This is a genomic window from Streptomyces sp. NPDC000594, from assembly GCF_040299965.1.
Taxonomy (GTDB): domain Bacteria; phylum Actinomycetota; class Actinomycetes; order Streptomycetales; family Streptomycetaceae; genus Streptomyces.
The window spans coordinates 156,715-174,628 of sequence record NZ_JBEPCY010000016.1 but is presented as its reverse complement, the minus strand read 5'-3'; the positions used below and the strand labels follow the sequence as shown (position 1 = coordinate 174,628).

15 protein-coding genes and 1 pseudogene are annotated in these 17,914 nt (G+C 72.1%); 10 read left to right on the top strand and 6 right to left on the bottom strand.

The window, feature by feature from the left end:
* Together ABT354_RS22655 and ABT354_RS22650 are read left to right on the top strand one after the other, a co-directional pair.
* Window positions 1-97 (top strand): annotated as a pseudogene (locus ABT354_RS22655) (electron transfer flavoprotein subunit alpha/FixB family protein); the annotation flags it as partial.
* Between the two features lie 158 nt (window positions 98-255).
* A complete protein-coding gene (locus ABT354_RS22650) occupies window positions 256-1,584 on the top strand; it encodes a DUF6986 family protein (protein WP_351496588.1) in 1,329 nt (442 codons plus the stop codon).
* Window positions 1,585-1,611: 27 nt separating this feature from the next.
* Here the strand turns inward: ABT354_RS22650 and ABT354_RS22645 are convergent, their stop codons facing one another.
* Window positions 1,612-2,592 (bottom strand): LacI family DNA-binding transcriptional regulator, encoded by a 981-nt coding sequence (locus ABT354_RS22645; protein WP_351496608.1) that lies wholly within the window; start codon window positions 2,590-2,592, stop codon window positions 1,612-1,614.
* Window positions 2,593-2,907: 315 nt separating this feature from the next.
* On the opposite strand from ABT354_RS22645, the gene ABT354_RS22640 reads away from it, so the two are divergent.
* A complete protein-coding gene (locus tag ABT354_RS22640; protein WP_351496586.1) occupies window positions 2,908-3,879 on the top strand; it encodes an ROK family protein in 972 nt (323 codons plus the stop codon).
* A 104-nt stretch (window positions 3,880-3,983) separates the two neighbouring features.
* Here the strand turns inward: ABT354_RS22640 and ABT354_RS22635 are convergent, their stop codons facing one another.
* Window positions 3,984-6,098, bottom strand: a complete 2,115-nt coding sequence (locus tag ABT354_RS22635; protein WP_351496584.1) for an NPCBM/NEW2 domain-containing protein — start codon at window positions 6,096-6,098, stop codon at window positions 3,984-3,986.
* Between the two features lie 211 nt (window positions 6,099-6,309).
* On the opposite strand from ABT354_RS22635, the gene ABT354_RS22630 reads away from it, so the two are divergent.
* The 5 genes from ABT354_RS22630 to ABT354_RS22610 all read left to right on the top strand — a co-directional run bounded on the left by ABT354_RS22630 (window position 6,310) and on the right by ABT354_RS22610 (window position 12,111).
* Window positions 6,310-7,671: an ABC transporter substrate-binding protein gene (locus ABT354_RS22630; protein WP_351496582.1), complete on the top strand. Its 1,362-nt coding sequence runs from the start codon at window positions 6,310-6,312 to the stop codon at window positions 7,669-7,671.
* A gap of 167 nt (window positions 7,672-7,838) precedes the next feature.
* Window positions 7,839-8,834 (top strand): carbohydrate ABC transporter permease, encoded by a 996-nt coding sequence (locus tag ABT354_RS22625; RefSeq protein WP_351496580.1) that lies wholly within the window; start codon window positions 7,839-7,841, stop codon window positions 8,832-8,834.
* Window positions 8,831-9,772, top strand: coding sequence for a carbohydrate ABC transporter permease (locus ABT354_RS22620; protein ID WP_351496578.1), 942 nt, complete (start codon window positions 8,831-8,833; stop codon window positions 9,770-9,772). The genes ABT354_RS22625 and ABT354_RS22620 overlap by 4 nt, the downstream gene beginning before the upstream one ends.
* A 133-nt stretch (window positions 9,773-9,905) precedes the next feature.
* Entirely contained in the window at window positions 9,906-11,003 is a 1,098-nt protein-coding gene (locus ABT354_RS22615; protein ID WP_351496576.1) for an NUDIX hydrolase, read from the top strand.
* Window positions 11,004-11,187: 184 nt separating this feature from the next.
* Complete coding sequence (locus ABT354_RS22610) at window positions 11,188-12,111, top strand: aminoglycoside phosphotransferase family protein (protein ID WP_351496574.1); 924 nt, start codon at window positions 11,188-11,190, stop codon at window positions 12,109-12,111.
* A gap of 80 nt (window positions 12,112-12,191) precedes the next feature.
* Here ABT354_RS22610 and ABT354_RS22605 read toward each other — a convergent pair whose 3' ends face one another.
* Together ABT354_RS22605 and ABT354_RS22600 are read right to left on the bottom strand one after the other, a co-directional pair.
* Window positions 12,192-12,920 carry an MBL fold metallo-hydrolase gene (locus ABT354_RS22605; protein WP_351496572.1) on the bottom strand — a complete coding sequence of 243 codons (729 nt, stop codon included), beginning with the start codon at window positions 12,918-12,920 and terminating at the stop codon, window positions 12,192-12,194.
* A 97-nt stretch (window positions 12,921-13,017) separates the two neighbouring features.
* The gene (locus ABT354_RS22600) at window positions 13,018-14,421 is read right to left on the bottom strand and encodes a dipeptidase (protein ID WP_502983475.1); all 1,404 of its coding nucleotides are present in this window, start codon (window positions 14,419-14,421) and stop codon (window positions 13,018-13,020) included.
* 146 nt (window positions 14,422-14,567) lie between these two features.
* On the opposite strand from ABT354_RS22600, the gene ABT354_RS22595 reads away from it, so the two are divergent.
* On the top strand, window positions 14,568-15,806 hold the full coding sequence (locus ABT354_RS22595; RefSeq protein ID WP_351496570.1) for a geranylgeranyl reductase family protein: 1,239 nt from the start codon (window positions 14,568-14,570) through the stop codon (window positions 15,804-15,806).
* A 177-nt stretch (window positions 15,807-15,983) separates the two neighbouring features.
* Here the strand turns inward: ABT354_RS22595 and ABT354_RS22590 are convergent, their stop codons facing one another.
* On the bottom strand, window positions 15,984-16,439 hold the full coding sequence (locus tag ABT354_RS22590; RefSeq protein WP_351496568.1) for a nitroreductase family deazaflavin-dependent oxidoreductase: 456 nt from the start codon (window positions 16,437-16,439) through the stop codon (window positions 15,984-15,986).
* Between the two features lie 438 nt (window positions 16,440-16,877).
* On the opposite strand from ABT354_RS22590, the gene ABT354_RS22585 reads away from it, so the two are divergent.
* Window positions 16,878-17,603: a TetR/AcrR family transcriptional regulator gene (locus tag ABT354_RS22585; RefSeq protein WP_351496566.1), complete on the top strand. Its 726-nt coding sequence runs from the start codon at window positions 16,878-16,880 to the stop codon at window positions 17,601-17,603.
* On the opposite strand, the gene ABT354_RS22580 is transcribed toward ABT354_RS22585, so the two are convergent.
* Window positions 17,574-17,906, bottom strand: a complete 333-nt coding sequence (locus ABT354_RS22580) for a DUF6332 family protein (protein ID WP_351496564.1) — start codon at window positions 17,904-17,906, stop codon at window positions 17,574-17,576. The genes ABT354_RS22585 and ABT354_RS22580 overlap by 30 nt on opposite strands.
* Window positions 17,907-17,914: the final 8 nt, after the last annotated feature.

The following is a 17,914-nucleotide window of genomic DNA, read 5'->3' as shown; positions in this document are numbered from 1 at the left end:
GGCCCCCATCTTCGACCTCGCCGACTACGGCGTCGTCGGCGACCTCCACACCGTCCTGCCCCAGCTCACCGACGAGATCAACCACCGCAAGAACTAACCCCCCCCCCACACACACACGGGACAACCCCCGCAGGAGGGCCGTACGGGAACCGCACCCGCACGGCCCTCCTGCGGCATTGACGCTCCACGACCCCGCCGATAACTTCGCCATGCGGATTGCTGATTCCGGCGAGCGGAAACCGGGAGGTTGTTGCCGTGACGGAACATCAGGGGACGGCGGCGGAGCGGGACAGGGCCGTGGCGACCAGCCTGGCTCCCTCGGTCCATGAGGAGATCGGCGCCCTGCTCGCCCCGGTCGACGCCGAGCTGACCCGCCGCTATCCCGGTGACCCCGGCACCCGCTGCCCGGTCCACACCGTCTATGTCCCCGGGGACGCCTTCACCGCCGACACCGTCCGCTCCTGGGGTGCCACCGCCCGTGCCACCCTCGACGAACACGCCCCCGACGCCGCCTCCTTCGCCGCCGTCCTCGGCCTCCCCGGCGCCCTCGCCGAAGAGGTCCACCACCGGGTGCGCGCCAAGCTGCTGCGGGAGCCCGTGGAGGATCTGCGGATCGACTTCGAGGACGGTTACACCGGACGGAACGCGGACGAGGAGGACGCCGACGCCGCCCGTGCCGCCCTGCTGACCGCCCGCGCACACCGGGACGGCACGGCCCTCCCGTACCAGGGCATCCGGATGAAGTGCCTGGAGGCCCCCGTACGCGACCGGGGCATCCGTACCCTCGACATCTTCCTCACCGGGCTGCTGGAGCACGGCGGCACCCTGCCCCCGGGGCTGGTGCTCACCCTCCCCAAGGTCAGTTACGCCGAGCAGATCACCGCCTTCGTCCGGCTGCTCGAAGCCTTCGAACGGGCCCGTGGCACAGGGGTCGGCACGGAGCACGGACGGATCGGCTTCGAGATACAGATCGAGACCAGCCAGGCCGTGCTGGCCGCCGACGGCACCGCCACCGTGGCGCGGATGATCGACGCCGCCGGGGGCCGGGCCACCGGACTCCACTACGGCACCTTCGACTACAGCGCCGCTCTCGGCGTCAGCGCCGCCCATCAGGCGAGCGACCATCCCGCCGCCGACCATGCCAAGGCCGTGATGCAGGTGGCCGCGGCGGGTACCGGCGTACGGGTCTGCGACGGCTCCAGCAATGTCCTGCCCGTCGGCCCCACCGAGCAGGTCCACGACGCCTGGCGGCTGCACTACGGGCTGGTCCGCCGGGCCCTGGCCCGCGCCTACTACCAGGGCTGGGATCTCCACCCCGGGCAGCTGCCGACCCGGTACGCGGCCGTCTTCGCCTTCTACCGCGAGGGGTTCACCCGCGCGGCCGAGCGGCTCGCCCGGTACGCGGAGCGCGGGGGCGGCGCCGTCCTGGACGAACCCGCCACCGCGCGGGCGCTGGGCGGCTATCTGCTGCGGGGTGTCGACTGCGGGGCCGTCGACCTCGCCGAGGTCACCGCCATCGGCGGCCTCACCCGTACGGAACTCCACGACTTCGCCGCCCCCCGGCGCGGAACACCCCCCTGCTGAGCCCCCACCGGCCCGTGCCGTGCCCCGTCAGGGCGACGGCGGGATCTCCCCGGAGCCCCGGGGGATCAGCCGGGTCGCCAGGGTCACCTGTTCCGGAGCGTCCGCCGCGCCCTCCAGCCGGCGGAACAGCCGTTCCGCCGCCGTCCGCCCCAGCGCCGCCGCGTCCTGGGCGACCACCGTGATCCCCAGCAGATCGGCGAGGTCGAGATCGTCGAAGCCGACCAGCGCCACCGGGCGTTCGCGCTCCGCCAGGACCCGTACCGCCGTCACCGTCACCCGGTTGTTCCCCGCGACCAGCGCCGTCACCGGCTCCGGGCCGCCGAGCATCGCCAGCGCCGCGGAGCGCACCCGCTCCGGGGCGGTCGACCCCTGCGAGACCCGGGCGTCGTCGAGCGGGAGCCCCGCGTCGGTCAGGGCGGCACGGTAGCCGCGCAGCCGTTCGGCGGCGGTGTGGATGCCCGGCCGGTCGCCGATGAAGCCGATCCTGCGGTGGCCGTGCGCGATCAGATGGGCCGTGCCCGCCCGCGTACCGCCGAAGCTGTCCGAGAGGACGGTGTCCGCGTCGATCCGCCCGGCGGGCCGGTCCACGAAGACGGTGGCGATGCCCGCGCGTATCTCCGGTTCCAGATAGCGGTGGTCCCGGCCGGCCGGGATCACTATCAGCCCGTCCACCCGGCGCGCGCAGAGCGCCAGTGCCAACTCCCGCTCCCGCTCCGGGTCCTCGGCGCTGGAGCCATTGATCAGCAGGGCCCCGTGGGCCCGGGCGACCTCCTCCACGGCGCGGCTCAGCGAGCCGTAGAACGGGTCCGCCAGATCCTCCAGCACCAGACCGATCGAGGCGGTACGGCCCTTGCGCAGCACCCGGGCGCTGTCGTTGCGCCGGAATCCCAGGGCGTCGATCGCCTCCCGCACCCGGCGTTCGGTGTCGGGTGTGACCCCCGGTTCGTCGTTGACCACCCGGGAGACGGTCTTGAGGCCGACCCCGGCCCGCGCGGCGACATCCTTCATGGTGGGCCGGTTGCCGTAACGGGATTCGGGGATCCCGCGCCGGGCGGGTACGAGGGCGGGGTGAGCGGTATCGGCCACAGTGCGTCGTCCTGTCGTCGTACGGGTGCCCGCGCGGAAGGCGACCGGTCCCACCCGTACGGGGGCGACCGTCCGCCGTGCGGGGGCAGCGTCGAGCATAAGTCTGGACAACGTTGTCATCCCTGGGAAGACTGTTCCCGGACCGGCGGGCAGCAGCTAGGGTCCCCTCGTGGATCTTGCTGGGCTCCCCGGCCATCGGGGGGTGACGGACCGACAGTTCACCAGGGGATGACAGACATGCCCACCAACCTCGTCGCCGCCCTCGACATCGGCGGGACCAAGATCGCGGGTGCCCTGGTGGACGGCGACGGCCGGCTGCTGCTGCGGGCGCAGCGGCCCACGCCCGCGCAGGAGGGCGCGGCGACGGTGATGGCCGCCGTGGAGTCGGTCCTGGCGGAGCTGGCCGGCTCGCCGCTGTGGCCCGGGGCGTCAGCCGTGGGGATCGGCAGCGCGGGCCCGGTGGACGCGTCGGCGGGGACGGTGAGCCCGGTCAATGTGCCCGCGTGGCGCGACTTTCCCCTGGTGGAGCGGGTCCGCCGGGCCGTCGGCGGGCTTCCGGTCACCCTGGTCGGCGACGGGGTCGCGATGGCCGCCGCCGAGCACTGGCAGGGTGCCGCCCGGGGCCACCGGAACGCGCTCTGTCTGGTGGTCTCCACCGGGGTCGGCGGCGGCCTCGTCCTCGACGGCAGGGTGCGCCCGGGACCCACCGGGAACGCGGGTCATATCGGCCATATCAGCGTCGATCTGGACGGGGAGCGCTGCCCCTGCGGCGGGCGCGGCTGTGTGGAGCGGATCGCCAGCGGCCCCAGTATCACCCGGCGCGCGCTGGCCGGTGGCTGGCGCCCGGCGCCCGGCGGGGACATCTCGGCCGCCGCCGTGGCCGCCTCGGCCCGGGGCGGTGATCCGGTCGCCCTCGCCTCCTTCGAGCGGGCCGCCAGGGCGCTGGCCGCCGCCATCGCCGCGACCGCCGCCCTGGTGGAGATCGAGACGGCGGTGGTCGGCGGGGGAGTGGCGGGGGCGGGTGAGGTGCTCTTCGCCCCGCTGCGGCGTGCCCTGCGCGACTACGCGACGCTCTCCTTCGTCCGGGGGCTGACCGTGGTCCCGGCGGTGACGGGGACGGACGCGGGGCTGGTGGGCGCGGCGGCCGCGGCCTCGCTCGGCACGAGCGGTCCCGGCGGGACCGCCGGGGCGGACGGTGGCCTCTCCTGAGGGCGGGGCGGGGCCGCCGGTGCCCGGAGCCCGCCCGGCGCGGTCCCCGGGAATCCGGAGCCCGCGCCGGTACGGTCCACGCAACCTTCCCGGCGGCCGCCGGTTCAGCAGCCGATGGTCAGATCGGCCCAGTCCGCGTGGTCGGAGTCGATGCCGTCCCCGCCGTCGGTGACCACCAGCCGTACCACCTTGGCGCCCCGGACATCGGCCGTGACCGGCTGGGCGTTCATGGCGTTGGTCAGCACCCCGGTGGCGGCGGCCTTGACCCCGTCGGCCCAGATCTCGAAGGTGACCGTGCCCCGGGTGCCCTTCTCGTCGTCCACCCCGACCTGTGCCTCGACGGTGGTGCACCGGCCGCCGGCGTAGTACTCGACGGTGCTCGACGCGTGCACCCCGAGCCCCTTGGCGAAGACCTGGCCGCCGATGGTGATCGGCCTGCCGTCACCGGCCTTGCTCTCGCCGTTGCTGCGGTCCTTCTCCACCGGTCCCCAGCCGTTGGCGGTGCTGAGCCAGCCGAGGTCGCTGAGGTAGGAGCGCCCGGCCGGGGGTGCCACGACGACGCTCACGGAGGCGGGAGCCGTCAGGGAGAGCCGTTTGCCGGTGAGGGTGCGGTAGTTCACCGTGAGGGTCAGTTCGTGCGCCCCGGGGGCGGTCCCCGCCGGAGGGCTCACCTGCCACCGGGTGGCGAGCCGTTCGCCGGGCGACAGCACCCGCTCGGTGGTCCGGGAGGCGGCCCGTACCGTCCATCCCGCCGGGCCGGTGAGCGCCACGGAGACCTTGCGGACCGGGATCCGGCCGAGGTCGGTCACGGTGGTGGTGGTCTCACCCGTCTGTGTGGCCTCCACCATCACCTGCTCGTCGGCGACGGCCTCCACACTCGGCGGGAGCAGCGGCCAGGAGCGGCTGTTCGAGACCCGCAGCAGTACGGTGCCGTGCGCGGGCACGGTCGCCGCGAGGGTGTCCGCCGTGTGGGTGCCGGAGTGCCTCCACAGATCGCGGACCGCGTATCCGGCGGCCCGGGGGAGCCCCACGGCCTGGGCCGTGGTGGCGATCCGCTGCGGGCGGGCGCTCTCGTTGAAGAGCGCGACGGCGCGGCTGCCGTCCGCCAGCTCCTTGGCCACCACCCAGCGGCCGCCCTCGGAGGAGACCACCGTGCCCTGCTTGCCCAGCCGGTCCTGGTTCACGGCAATCACCTCGCGATTGCCGAGGATCTCGAAGGCGGACTCCGGGGCCTTGCGCAGATCGGATCCGATCAGCAGCGGTGCCGCCATGATCGACCAGAGGGAGAAGTGGGAGCGGTACTCGATGTCCGTCATCCCGCCGTTGCCGACCTCCAGCATGTCGGGGTCGTTCCAGTGGCCGGGTCCCGCATAGGGGGCGAGCGGAAGGTTCCGCTTCAGGATGGAGAGCATGGAGCCCCAGTTGTCGCTGATGTCACCGGTGGTGCGCCACAGCTGGCCGACGTCCTTGGCCCACTCCCATGGCTTGTTCTGTCCCCATTCGCAGAGGCTGTAGACGATGGGGCGGCCGGTGGCCTTCAGCGCGTCCCGCATGGTCGTGTAGCGGAGCTTGGCGTCCACACCCTGGTTATTGCAATTGTCGTACTTCAGGTAGTCGACTCCCCAGTCGGCGAACTGCTGGGCGTCGCTGTACTCATGGCCGAGGGCCCCGGGGAACCCGGCGCGGTTGCAGGTCTTCGTTCCCGCGCTGGTGTAGATACCGAATTTCAGCCCTTTGGAGTGCACATAGTCGGCCACCGCTTTGATGCCGTTGGGGAAGCGCACCGGGTCGGGCACCAGTTTGCCCTCGGCGTTCCGCGCCGGCAGAGCCCAGCAGTCGTCCAGGTTCACATAGGTGTATCCGGCCGCCTTCAGGCCGCGCTCGACGAAGATATCGGCGATGCCTTTGACCATGGCCTCATTGAAATCCGCCCGACAGTGGGTGGAGTTCCAGTTGTTGAACCCCATCGGCGGGGTCAGGGCCAGCGCCTCGGCCGGGTCGGCGCCCGGGGCCCGGACCGGCGGGGGCGCCGCGGCGGGCCGTACGGCCGTGGGCCGTGCGTCGGCGGGCTGTATGTCGGGGAACGCCGCCGCGGCGGCCCGGGGAGCCTCCGTCGGCGCGGCGGCGGCCGGTGTGGTCAGCCCGGCCGCGCCGAGGAGCGCGACGGTCAGCGCTCCGATGACTCTCCGATGTGGACCGGGGGTGGTGGGGTGACGCATCGTGACCTTCTTCCGTACTCGCAGGGATGGAACGGGAAGGCGTGTACGTGCGAGGGGCGAGCGTTTACGGTAGAGCCTGTTGAAGTCTGTTGGAAGAGATGTGGTAACGGTTGGCCGATGTCCTGCCGAACCCCTTGACGGCGCCCTTCTGTGGGAGTGAGATCCAATCCTCGCGTTGAGTTGTGTTGGGTTGCACCCTGGAGGAGGGGCCATGGCACGGTCATCGTTCGACGGCTCAGCGGTACCCGGAAGCGTCACCGGTCATCGGATCTCCCGGCCGTCACGACGTGGTGTGTTACGCGGCGCCGCGGTCGGCGCGGGAGCGGTGGCCCTGCCCGCCCTGCTGACCGGCTGCGGCGACGGCCCCGGGGGTGACGGCAAGACCGTCAGAGTCGGCTCCAACTCCTCCGACCCGGTCCCGAAGAAGGCGTTCGCGGATGCCTTCGCCGCGTACACGAAACAGTCCAAGGAAGGCCGCAAGATCAAGGTCAACACCGTTGACCACAACACATTCCAGGAGAACATCAACCGGTATCTCCAGGGCACCCCGGACGATGTCTTCATGTGGTTCGCGGGCTACCGTATGCAGTTCTTCGCCCAGAAGGGACTGCTGCACGACATCAGCGATCTGTGGCGCGGATACGAGGGCTTCTCCGACGCGCTCAAGGCCCAGTCCACCGGCGCGGACGGCAAGCAGTACCTCACCCCGTACTACTACTACCCCTGGGCCGTCTTCCACCGTAAGAGCGTCTTCCAGGAACACGGTTACACCGCGCCCCGCACCCTCGACCAGTACATCGCCCTCGCCCGGCGGATGAAGAAGGACAAGCTCGTCCCCATCGCCTTCTGCGACAAGGACGGCTGGCCCGCGATGGGCACCTTCGACTACCTCAATATGCGCAGCAACGGCTACGAATTCCACAAGAACCTCATGGCGGGCGAGGAGGCGTGGACCGACAACCGGGTCAAGGCGGTCTTCGACACCTGGCGGAGCCTGCTGCCGTACTGCCAGCCCGGCGCCAATGGCCGTACCTGGCAGGAGGCGGCCAACAGCCTCCAGAAGCGGGAGGCCGGCATGGCCGTCTTCGGACTGCCGCACCCCGGCGCCCAGTTCCCGAAGGGGGAACAGGACGACATCGACTTCTTCCCCTTCCCGGAGATCGACCCGGCGCACGGCCAGGACGCCGTCGAGGCGCCCATCGACGGCTTCCTGCTGGCGAAGAAGTCCAAGTCCCTCAAGAACGACAGGACCATGGCCAGCGCCAAGGACCTGCTGAAATGGCTCGCCACGGGGAAGGCCGAGGACATCTATCTGGCCAGTGACCCCAACAACATCGCGGTCAGCGACCGGGCCGACACCTCCGCGTACACCCCGCTCCAGAAGAAGGCCGTCGAGCTGGTCTCCGGCGCCCGGCACATCTCCCAGTTCCTGGACCGGGACACCCGCCCCGACTTCTCCTCCACGGTGATGGTTCCGGCCATTCAGTCCTTCATCAACAACCCGAAGGACGTGGACGGATTGGTCAAGGGCATCGAGAGGCAGAAGAAGACCATCTTCGCCGCGGACTCCTGACCGGCAGCCCCGCCCCGCGCCCGGCCCGGCCGCCGCCGGAGCCCGCGCCGCCCCGAACCGCTTCCGCGCCGCCCTGCCCCGAACCGCTTCCGCCCCGAACCGCTTCCGCGCCGCCCCGCACGACCGTGCCGCCCTGTCCGGACGCGACCGACTTGGAGTCACCACCCGTGCCGCTGCTGCATAAACCCGGGGGCGGACCCCCGGACCCGCCCCCGGGCGCGCCCCCCGGTCCGGGCCGTGGCGGGGTCGCGGAACCGTCCGGGGCCCGGCCCGCCCGCCGCCGGAGCCCGCGCCGCCTCACCCGCCGCGATCTCGCCGTCACCTCGGTCCTGCTCGGCATACCGATCCTGCTCGACATCGCCGTCATCTGGGGCCCCACCCTCGCCTCCGTCGTCCTCTCCTTCACCAGCTGGGACGGGATCGGCGACATCTCCTGGGTCGGCCTGCGCAACTACGAGAACCTCTTCACCAACTACCCCGCCTTCTGGCCCGCCGCCCGGCACAATCTGCTCTGGCTGGCCTTCCTCGCCCTGGTCGCCACCCCCTTCGGACTGCTGCTCGCCGTCCTCATCGACCGGGGAGTGCGCTTCAGCCGCTTCTACCAGTCCACCCTCTATATGCCGGTGGTGCTCTCGCTCGCCGTCGTCGGCTTCATCGCCCAGCTGATCTTCTCCCGTGACCAGGGAGCCCTCAACGCGGTCCTCGGCGACACCGAGAACCCCACCGACTGGCTCGGCGACCCCGATCTCAACCTCTGGATGATCCTGCTGGCGGCGGCCTGGCGGCACACCGGCTATGTGATGATCCTCTTCCTCGCCGGGCTCAAGGCCGTCGACCCCTCCCTCAAGGAGGCCGCCGCCATCGACGGCGCGAGCGAGGCACAGACCTTCTTCCGGGTGGTGCTGCCTACCCTCCGGCCGGTCAATGTGATCGTCGGCGTCATCACGGTCATCGAGGCCCTGCGCGCCTTCGACATCGTCTACGCCGTCAACAAGGGCAGAAACGGCCTGGAACTCCTCTCCGTCCTGGTCACCGACAACATCGTCGGAGAGGCGAGCCGGATCGGCTTCGGCTCCGCCATCGCCGTCGTCCTGCTGCTGTTCTCCCTGGGCTTTGTCATCACCTTCCTGGTCCAGGAGATCCGGGGGGAGAGAAACCGATGACCACCACCGCCCGTGCGCCCCGTACCCGCCGCACCCGCCGTACCGGTACCGGGGTGCCCGCCCCGGCCGGGCGCGCCCGCCGCCGCCCGCGCCCCGGGCGACTGGGAGTGCACGCCTTCCTCATGGGCGTCTCCCTCGCCTTCCTCGCCCCGCTGCTCCTCGCCGTCTACGCCTCGCTCCGCCCCTACGAGGAGACCTCCGAACTCGGCTACTTCTCCCTGCCCCGCTCGCTCTCCCTCGACTACTACCGGCAGGCGTTCACCGACTCGGAGATGACCAAGTACTTCGTCAACACCCTGCTGATCGCGGTGCCGGGGGTGCTGATCACCCTCTTCTTCGCCTCCTTCGTCGCCTTCGCCGTCGCCCGGCTCGGGATGCGCGGTTCGATGGTGCTGCTGATGCTCTTCACGGCGGGCAATCTGCTGCCCCAGCAGACCATCGTCACCCCGCTGTATGTGCTCTTCAACCGCATCCCGCTGCCGTACTGGATGTCCGACTCGATGACCATGTTCGACTCGTACTGGGCCGTGCTCACCGTCCAGGTCGGATTCCAGATCGGGTTCTGTGTCTTCGTCCTCGCCAACTACATGCGCACCCTGCCCGTCGAGATCCTGGAGGCCGCGCTGGTGGACGGGGCCGGGGTCTGGACCCGCTACTGGCGCATCACACTGCCGCTCTGCCGGCCGGCCCTCGCCGCCCTGGGCACCCTCCAGTTCACCTGGATGTACAATGACTTCCTCTGGGCGCTCGTCTTCATCTCCGACGGCGACAAACTCCCCATCACCTCGGCGCTCAACAACCTCAGGGGCCAGTTCTTCACCGATTACAACCTGCTGGCCGCCGGGTCGGTCATCGTCGCCCTGCCCACCGTGATCGTCTTCCTGCTGCTGCAACGGCACTTCATCGCGGGACTCACCCTGGGCGCGGGGAAGGGGTAGCACCGCGGAAGGGGCAGCCGCACCACGGCCGAGGCGACCGCCCGGCGGCGGCAGGGGGGTCCCCGTACCCGTAAGGGTTTCCATGGCAGGGTGTTCCGGGCAATCCACACTCGGCCGAGGAAGAGGGGGAACCGTGATCGTCTGGATCAACGGCGCGTTCGGGGCGGGGAAGTCGACCACCGCACGGGAACTGATCGACCTGCTTCCCGGCAGCACGCTGTACGACCCGGAACTCACCGCGGCCGGTCTGCGGGCCCTGCTGCCGCCCGAGCGCCTCGGCACCCCGGACGGCTACGGCTACCCGGAACTCCCCATCTGGCGCCGGCTGGTCGTGGACACCGCGGCGGCGATGCTCGCCGAACTCGGCGGTGTCCTCGTGGTCCCCATGACCCTGCTGCGCCAGGAGCACCGGGACGAGATCTTCGGCGGGCTCGCCGCCCGCAGAATCCCGGTGTGCCAGGTGCTGCTGCGACCGGATGAAACGATCCTGCGCCATCGGACGGCCGCCCGTACCGCCCTCGCCGCCGCCACCGGCGCGCTGACCCACCCCAGCGGTGCGGAGATCACCGGTGCGCTCGCCCGTCCCAGCGGTGCGGAGACCAACGGCGGGCCGCCGGAGCGCGACCCCGACGGCTCCTCCCGCACCGCCCTCGACCGGATTGGCGAGGCCGCCTTCGTCCTCGACACCAGCGCCCTCGACCCCCGCCGGGCCGCCGAGCGGATCGCCGACGCCCTCCGTACCGGTGAGGCACCGGTCTGCGAGATCGTGCAGACCCCCCACCCCACCGGGGAGACCGTCGCCGCCGGGGTCCTGCTCTTCGACGAGGAGGACCGGGTGCTGCTGGTGGACCCCACGTACAAACCCGGCTGGGAGTTCCCCGGCGGGGTGGTCGAACCCGGTGAGGCACCCGCCCGCGCCGGTATGCGCGAGGTGGCGGAGGAACTGGGCATCGCGCTGGAGGAGGTGCCCCGGCTCCTGGTGGTGGACTGGGAGGCGCCCCGGCCCCCCCGCTTCGGCGGGCTCCGCCTCCTCTTCGACGGCGGACGCCTCGGCGCCGACCGGGCCCGCCGGGTCCTGCTGCCCGGCGCCGAACTGCGCGGCTGGCGCTTCGTCGGCGAGGACGAGGCACGCGGGTTGCTGCCGCCCGTACGGTACGAAAGGCTCCGCTGGGCGCTGCGGGCCAGGGAGCGGGGCAGCGCCCACTATCTGGAGGCGGGCGTCCCCGTCTGATCCGGCGGTGTGCAGGCCGGTATGCCGGCCGCTTCGCAGGCCGCCACTATTCCACTGGAGCCGGGGTGATCGGTTTCGGTACGGTGGCGGTATGCGTTGACACCTGCCCGGCAGCCGGGCACCACCTCACCTCCTTTGTGCCGTTGCCACCGCATCCGGAACCCACAAAGGAGATCCACCGAACATGAACACATCGTTTTCCGTTGACGTCCCCGATGCGCTGGTCGCCTCGTACGGCAAGCCGGACAACGGGCCGGGGCGTGCCTGGCTGGCCGCGCTGCCCCGCTCGGTCGCGGACTTCCTGGACCGCTGGGAGCTGCGGCCGGACGGTCCCGCCGGGCATGGCATGGCCTCGCTCGTCCTGCCGGTGATCCGCGCGGACGGCACGCCCGCCGTGCTCAAGCTCCAGCCGCCCAGCGAGGAGAACGCCGGTGTGGCGGCCGGTCTGCGGACCTGGAACGGCCAGGGCATGGTGCACCTGCTCGACCACGACCCGGAGAGCAGCACCCAGCTGCTGGAACGGCTGGACGGCGCCCGGTCGCTCTCGTCGGTGGCCGACGACACCACCGCCCTGCGGATCCTCGCCGATCTGCTGGCACGTCTGGTCGCGGTGCCCGCGCCCGAGGGCCTGCGGCACCTGGCCGACATCGCCGCCGCCATGCTCGACCAGGTACCTCAGGCGGTGCCGGCCCTGCGGGACCCGGCCGAGCGGCGGCTGGTACGCACCTGTGCCTCCGCCGTGGAGGAGCTGATCGGCGAACCCGGCGACCGCCTGCTCCACTGGGACCTCCACGACGACAACATCCTCGCCGGGCAGCGCGAACCCTGGCTGGCCATCGACCCCGAACCGCTCGCCGGCGACCCCGGGTTCGACCTGCTGCCCGCGCTGGACAACCGATGGGACGAGGTCATGGCGGGCGGAGACGTGTCCGGTACGGTGCTCCGCCGCTTCGACCTGCTGACCGAGGCGCTCGACCTGGACCGGCAGCGGGCCACCGGCTGGACCCTCGGACGGGTGTTGCAGAACGCGTTGTGGGACATCGAGGACGGCAAGAGCGCACTGGAGCCGACCCAGGTCGCCATCGCCGACGCCCTGCTGCGCCGATAGGCACCAGGCGGCGATCTGCCGGTCAGGGGGTCGACTCCCCCTGACCGGCCCGGTCGTCCTCCCAGCAGGAGGGGGCGGACTCAGGCCCGCCCCGGGGCGTGATCGCGCTCGTACGCCGCCCGTAGCACCGCCGAGGCGTTGTTCCGTACGGGATCGCCATGGCCGAAGCACGCCACCTCGGCGGGGAGCGCGGCCAGCTTCGCGAACGACGCCTCCGTACCCGCCCGGTCCTGGTTGAACACCCCCATCAGCACCCGGCCGTCGTCCGGGGCCGAGGCGACGGCGTCCCCCGTGAACAGCACACCGTGCTCCGGCAGATGGAGGCCGATACTGCCCTCCGTATGCCCCGGCACCCACACCACCCGGGCGCCGCCGCCGAAGTCGAGCACCTCCCCGTCGTCCACCTCCACCACCTCGGCGGGCCGGGCCATCGGCAGCGACGGATCCGGCAGCAGCGGGGAGACCGCCGCGTACAGCGGACGCTCCCACTCCTCGAAGACGGGCGGCGGACCCACCGCCTCACCCCGGATGTACGGGGCGTCCCGGCGATGGGCCAGCACCGGGGCGCCGCTGAGCGCGGCGAACTCGCCCGCCCCTCCGGCATGGTCCTCATGGAAGTGGGTCAGGACGATCCGGGCCACATCCCCGGGCCGGCGGCCCAGCGACTCGACGGCCCGGACTATCTCCGTACCCGCTCCCACCGTCCCCGCGTCGATCAGCGTCAATGTCCCACCGTCGCGCCACAGATAGGCCTGCCCCACGGGAAACCGCAGCAGGGTCAGCTCGGGCAGTACCTCGATGATCTCCATGGCCCGACGGTAGGCACCGGCCTCCCCCGTCGGCGAGGCCGCTTCACCCTGGGCGAACCGCTTCCGCCGAGGGCGGAAGCGGGCGCGGGCCGTCCGCTCAGCAGGCCGCGTAGTTCCGCAGGAACAGCGCCTCCGTCACGGAGAGCCGCTCCAGCTCCTCGGGCGAGACCGACTCGTTCGCCGCGTGGATCCGGGCCTTCGGCTCGCTCAGCCCGATCAGCAGGATCTCCGCCTCGGGGTAGAGCCCGGCCAGGGTGTTGCAGAGCGGGATCGAGCCACCCATCCCCGCCGCCTGCATCTCCTGCCCCGGGTACGCCACCCGCATCGCCTCGGCCATCGCCCCGTACGCCGGGCTGTCCAGCTCCGCGCGGAACGGCTGGCCCTGGCCCACCTGCGTCACCGACACCCTGGCCCCCCACGGGGTGTGCGCCCGGACATGCGCCGACAGCAACTCGGTCGCCCGGACCGCGTCCTGGCCCGGCGGCACCCGCAGACTGATCAGCGCCCGCGCGCCCGCCTGCACCGACGGCGTCGCGCCCACCACCGGGGGGCAGTCGATCCCGATGACGGTCACCGAGGGCCGCGCCCAGATCCGGTCGGCGACCGTCCCCGAGCCGGTCAGCGCCACCCCGTCCAGCACCTTGGCGTCCGAACGGAAGTCGGCCTCCGGATAGGCCAGCCCTTCCCAGCTCTGCTCCGCCGCCAGCCCGTCCACCGTCGTGGAGCCGTCCTCGGAGCGCAGCGAGTCCAGCACCCGGATGAGCGCGGCGAGCGCGTCCGGCGCGGCACCGCCGAACTGGCCCGAGTGGAGATTGGACTCCAGGGTGTCGATCTCGACCCGGACCATCGTCATCCCGCGCAGCGTGGCGGTGACCGTCGGCAGCCCCTCCCGGAAGTTCCCGGAGTCACCGATGACGATGGCGTCCGCGAGCAGCAGCTCCGGGTGGGCCTCGGCGTACCGCTCCAGACCGCCGGTGCCCTGCTCCTCCGACCCCTCCAGGATCATCTTGACGCCGACCGGCACCCCGCCGTTGGCCCGCAGCGCCCGCAGCGCCAGCAGATGCATGATGAAGCCGCCCTTGCAGTCGGCGGCCCCGCGCCCGTACCAGCGGCCGTCCCGCTCGGTCAGCTCGAACGGCCCCGACTCCCAGGCGTCCTCGTCCAGCGGCGGCTGGACGTCGTAGTGCGCGTACAGCAGCACCGTGGGCGCGCCCGCCGGGCCGGGCAGAGAGCCGTAGACGGACTGGGTGCCGTCCGGCGTGTCGAGGAGCGCCACATCCACGAAGCCCTCGGCGCGCAGCGCGTCGGCGCACCAGGCCGCGGCGGCCTCGCACTCGCTCTTCGGGAACTGCGCCGGGTCCGCCACCGAACGGAAGGCCACCAGCTCGGCCAGCTCCTGCCGGGCCCTCGGCATCAGGGCGGCGACGCTCTCGGCGATCGGCCCCGCGGACGCTCCGGCGGATGCCTCGGTGGCCTGCGGGGCGGGCTGCTCGGTGGTCATACGCGTGCTCCAGGGTGGTACGGGCGCCGTGCGGAACGGGTACGGCGCAGGTATGCACGATCCTCGCACAGCGGTGTGGGAAGACGGCGCCGTAGGATGCCGTGAAGAGCACGGGCAACGCGTCGGATCGGGAGCAGAAGCACATCGTGAGCAGCGAGAACGGTGGCACCGGGGCAGGGACAGAGGCACAGGGACACGACGGGACGGTGTGGGACGTCGTCGTTGTGGGGGCCGGGCCGGCGGGCGCTTCGGCGGCCTACGCGGCGGCGGTGGCGGGCCGTCAGGTGCTGATCCTGGAGAAGGCCGAACTGCCCCGCTACAAGACCTGCGGCGGAGGGATCATCGGCCCCTCCCGGGACAGCCTGCCCCCCGGATTCGATCTGCCGCTGCGGGAGCGGGTACATGCCGTCACCTTTACGCTCAACGGCCGGCTGACCCGTACCCGCCGCTCCAAGAAGATGCTGTTCGGGCTGATCAACCGGCCGGAATTCGATGCCCAGCTGGTGGAGCACGCCCAGAAGGCCGGGGCGGTGCTGCGGACCGGTGTCACCGTCTCCCAGGTGGAGCAGCACGGTCCCGCCGTACCGGACCGGCGCACGGTCGCCGTCGTCACCTCGGACGGTGAGACGGTGCTCGCCCGCGCGGTCGTCGGCGCCGACGGCAGCGCCAGCCGGATAGGCCAGCATGTCGGGGTCAAGCTGGACCAGGTCGACCTGGGCCTGGAGGCGGAGATCCCGGTGCCGGACACGGTGGCGGAGGACTGGGCGGGCCGGGTGCTCCTCGACTGGGGGCCGATGCCGGGCAGTTACGGCTGGGTCTTCCCCAAGGGGAAGACGCTCACGGTCGGGGTGATCTCGGCCCGCGGCGAGGGCGCCGCGACCAAGCGTTATCTGGAGGACTTCATCGCCCGGTTGGGGCTGGCCGGTTTTGAACCCTCCATCTCCTCCGGCCATCTCACCCGCTGCCGCAGCGACGACTCCCCGCTCTCCCGGGGGCGGGTCCTGGTCTGCGGTGACGCGGCGGGGCTGCTGGAGCCGTGGACCCGTGAGGGCATCTCCTTCGCGCTCCGCTCGGGGCGGCTGGCGGGGGAGTGGGCGGTCAGGATCGCGGAGGCGCACGACGCGGTGGAGGCCCGGCGGCAGGCGCTGAACTACGCCTTCGCCATCAAGTCCGGTCTGGGTGTGGAGATGGGGGTGGGGCGTCGGCTGCTCGCGGTCTTCGCACGGCGTCCCGGTGTGGTGCACGCGGCCATCACCGGTTTCCGGCCGGCGTGGCGGGTGTTCAGCGAGATCACCCGGGGGTCCACCACCCTCGCGGGCGTCGTCCGTACCAGCGCGGTGGCCCGGCGGGCCCTGGAGACGCTGGACCGGCGCGTCAAGGGCTGACTCCCGGGCCCCGGGGTGCGGTCCGTGCCCCGGGGCGGTGCCGTGGGGGGGTGTTGCGTGGGTACGGGGGTGTGGGTGTACGGGGGCGGTGCGGGGCGCCGCGGGCGTGGTGCCGTCGGGGCGGGGTACGGGCGCGGGGGCCGTACGGGCGAGGGGGCCGGGCGCGGGGCCGGCGCCTCAGCCGCCGATGGTGATCCGGAAGACCGGGTGCCGGTGGGCGGCGGCCAGCAGTTCCTCGTCCGATGACTTGGCGTCGACCTCGCCGAAGAACCGTCCGACCTCCCAGCCCCACCGCTCCAGATAGGTGCGGAGCAGGGTGGGCTTCTCCTCGTCCGGCAGCTCCACGGCGGTGAAGTACTGCGTACGGGAACCCACGCGCAACCGCCCGCCACCGGCCGCCCGCAGATTGCGCACCCAGTGGGAGTGGCCCCGGGCGGAGATCAGATAGGGGCCGCCCTCGTACGGCAGCGGGTTGACCGGGATGCTGCGCCACTCCCCACTGGTCCGTCCCTTCACCGACAGCTCCGCGGTGCCCAGCAGGCTGATGCCCCGGCGGGCGAGCCAGCCGATGGCCCCGTTCATCAGGGCGTCGAAGCGGGTGGGCTTGATGTAGTGCGCCTGCTGCTGTGACATGACGGGCTCCCAGGGTTGGCCGAGCGTGTTCCGAGAGCACTGCTCTCTCTTGAGATCAGTGTGCACGAGAGCGGTGCGCCAAATCAAGAGCAGTGCTCTCGAAAATGGTCGCCGCTCTCGAAAAGGTGCGGTGATCGCGTACTGGAGCGGCCCATGGAGGCGGGCGTGGGTGCGGTGGTGGGTGTGCTGGTGGGGGTGCGGCCGGGCGTGGCCGGGCGCGGAGGCGGGCGGGTCGATCCGCCGCCCCGGCCCCTCTGTGAGCGTGCCCCGCCCCCGGCCCGGTCGCCACTCCGCGCCCCGCTGGCTACAGCGAGCCTCTAGCGCTGCTCCCGAGGGGCGGTCGTGGTGACCATCGCTCTCGTATCGGACACCTGATCCGGTTCCAGATCGATGCTCTCGTTATTGGTCAGTGCTCCGAAACGTGAAAGACTGCCCACCATGGCCACGATCAAGGGGGCCCGCGCACGGGCCCGTATCGAAGTCACCGCAGCGATCAAGGACGAGGCCCGCCGCCGGCTCGCCGCCGAAGGAGCCGCCAAGCTCTCGCTGCGCGCGGTCGCCCGCGAGCTGGGCATGGTCTCCTCGGCCCTCTACCGCTACTTCCCCAGCCGGGACGACCTGCTGACCGCGCTGATCGTCGAGGCGTACGAGAAGATCGGCACCGCCGCCGAGTCCGCGCTCGCGGCGTCGCCGCCCCCCGGTACGGCGGACATCGATGTCCCGCTGGTCCGCTGGGTGGCCATCTGCCGCGCCGTGCGCGCCTGGGCGCTGGCCCACCCCCATGAGTACGAGCTGATCTACGGCTCACCCGTGCCCGGCTACACCGCGCCCCAGGACACCGTCGTCCCCGCCGCGCGGGTCGGGAGCGCCCTGCTCGCCGTCGCCCGGGACGCCCGGCGGACGGGGACGCTCTCCGTACCCCCGCTGGCGGAGGAGGTCCGCCCGGAGGCCCACCGGCTGACGGCCCAGCTGGCGCCCGATCTGCCCCCCGGGGTAGTGGTGGCACTGGTGGCCGCTTGGTCGCAGCTCTTCGGGCTGATCTCGTTCGAGCTGTTCGGCCAGTTCAACCGGATGATCGAGGACCGGGGGCCCTTTTTCGACCAGGCCGTGGCCCGGCTGGGCCGGGAGGCCGGACTACAGGGCCGGACCTCCGTCGCGCTCTGAGGCCCCGGCGCTCCCGGCGGTTCCGGCCGCCCGGCGGGCGCGCAGCCGGTCCCGGAGCCCCGGCCGGGGCGTCCCCCGTCCGAAGCGGTGGAGCACCAGCACCACACGCACCACAAAGGCCCCCACAGCCGCCAGCGTCGCCCCCCGCCACAGCGCACTCGCCGCGTACTCCGGCAGCGGCAGCAGCGTCACCGCGCCATGGCCCGCCGCGAGCACCAGCGCGGCGAGGAATCCACCCGTCGTCAGGGCGTAACCGATCTCGACGGTCAGGGCATCGCGGTGGGCGCGGGGATGGGTTCGCATCCGCCAAG

What these genes read in the sequence shown, in the direction of transcription:
- ABT354_RS22605 (WP_351496572.1), bottom strand. Translation starts at nt 12,920, where the DNA reads ATGGAGATCATCGAGGTACTGCCCGAGCTGACCCTGCTGCGGTTTCCC.
- ABT354_RS22610 (WP_351496574.1), top strand. Translation starts at nt 11,188, where the DNA reads ATGAACACATCGTTTTCCGTTGACGTCCCCGATGCGCTGGTCGCCTCG.
- ABT354_RS22600 (WP_502983475.1), bottom strand. Translation starts at nt 14,421, where the DNA reads ATGACCACCGAGCAGCCCGCCCCGCAGGCCACCGAGGCATCCGCCGGA.
- ABT354_RS22630 (WP_351496582.1), top strand. Translation starts at nt 6,310, where the DNA reads ATGGCACGGTCATCGTTCGACGGCTCAGCGGTACCCGGAAGCGTCACC.
- ABT354_RS22645 (WP_351496608.1), bottom strand. Translation starts at nt 2,592, where the DNA reads ATGAAGGATGTCGCCGCGCGGGCCGGGGTCGGCCTCAAGACCGTCTCC.
- ABT354_RS22580 (WP_351496564.1), bottom strand. Translation starts at nt 17,906, where the DNA reads ATGCGAACCCATCCCCGCGCCCACCGCGATGCCCTGACCGTCGAGATC.
- ABT354_RS22585 (WP_351496566.1), top strand. Translation starts at nt 16,878, where the DNA reads ATGGCCACGATCAAGGGGGCCCGCGCACGGGCCCGTATCGAAGTCACC.
- ABT354_RS22590 (WP_351496568.1), bottom strand. Translation starts at nt 16,439, where the DNA reads ATGTCACAGCAGCAGGCGCACTACATCAAGCCCACCCGCTTCGACGCC.
- ABT354_RS22620 (WP_351496578.1), top strand. Translation starts at nt 8,831, where the DNA reads ATGACCACCACCGCCCGTGCGCCCCGTACCCGCCGCACCCGCCGTACC.
- ABT354_RS22640 (WP_351496586.1), top strand. Translation starts at nt 2,908, where the DNA reads ATGCCCACCAACCTCGTCGCCGCCCTCGACATCGGCGGGACCAAGATC.
- ABT354_RS22635 (WP_351496584.1), bottom strand. Translation starts at nt 6,098, where the DNA reads ATGCGTCACCCCACCACCCCCGGTCCACATCGGAGAGTCATCGGAGCG.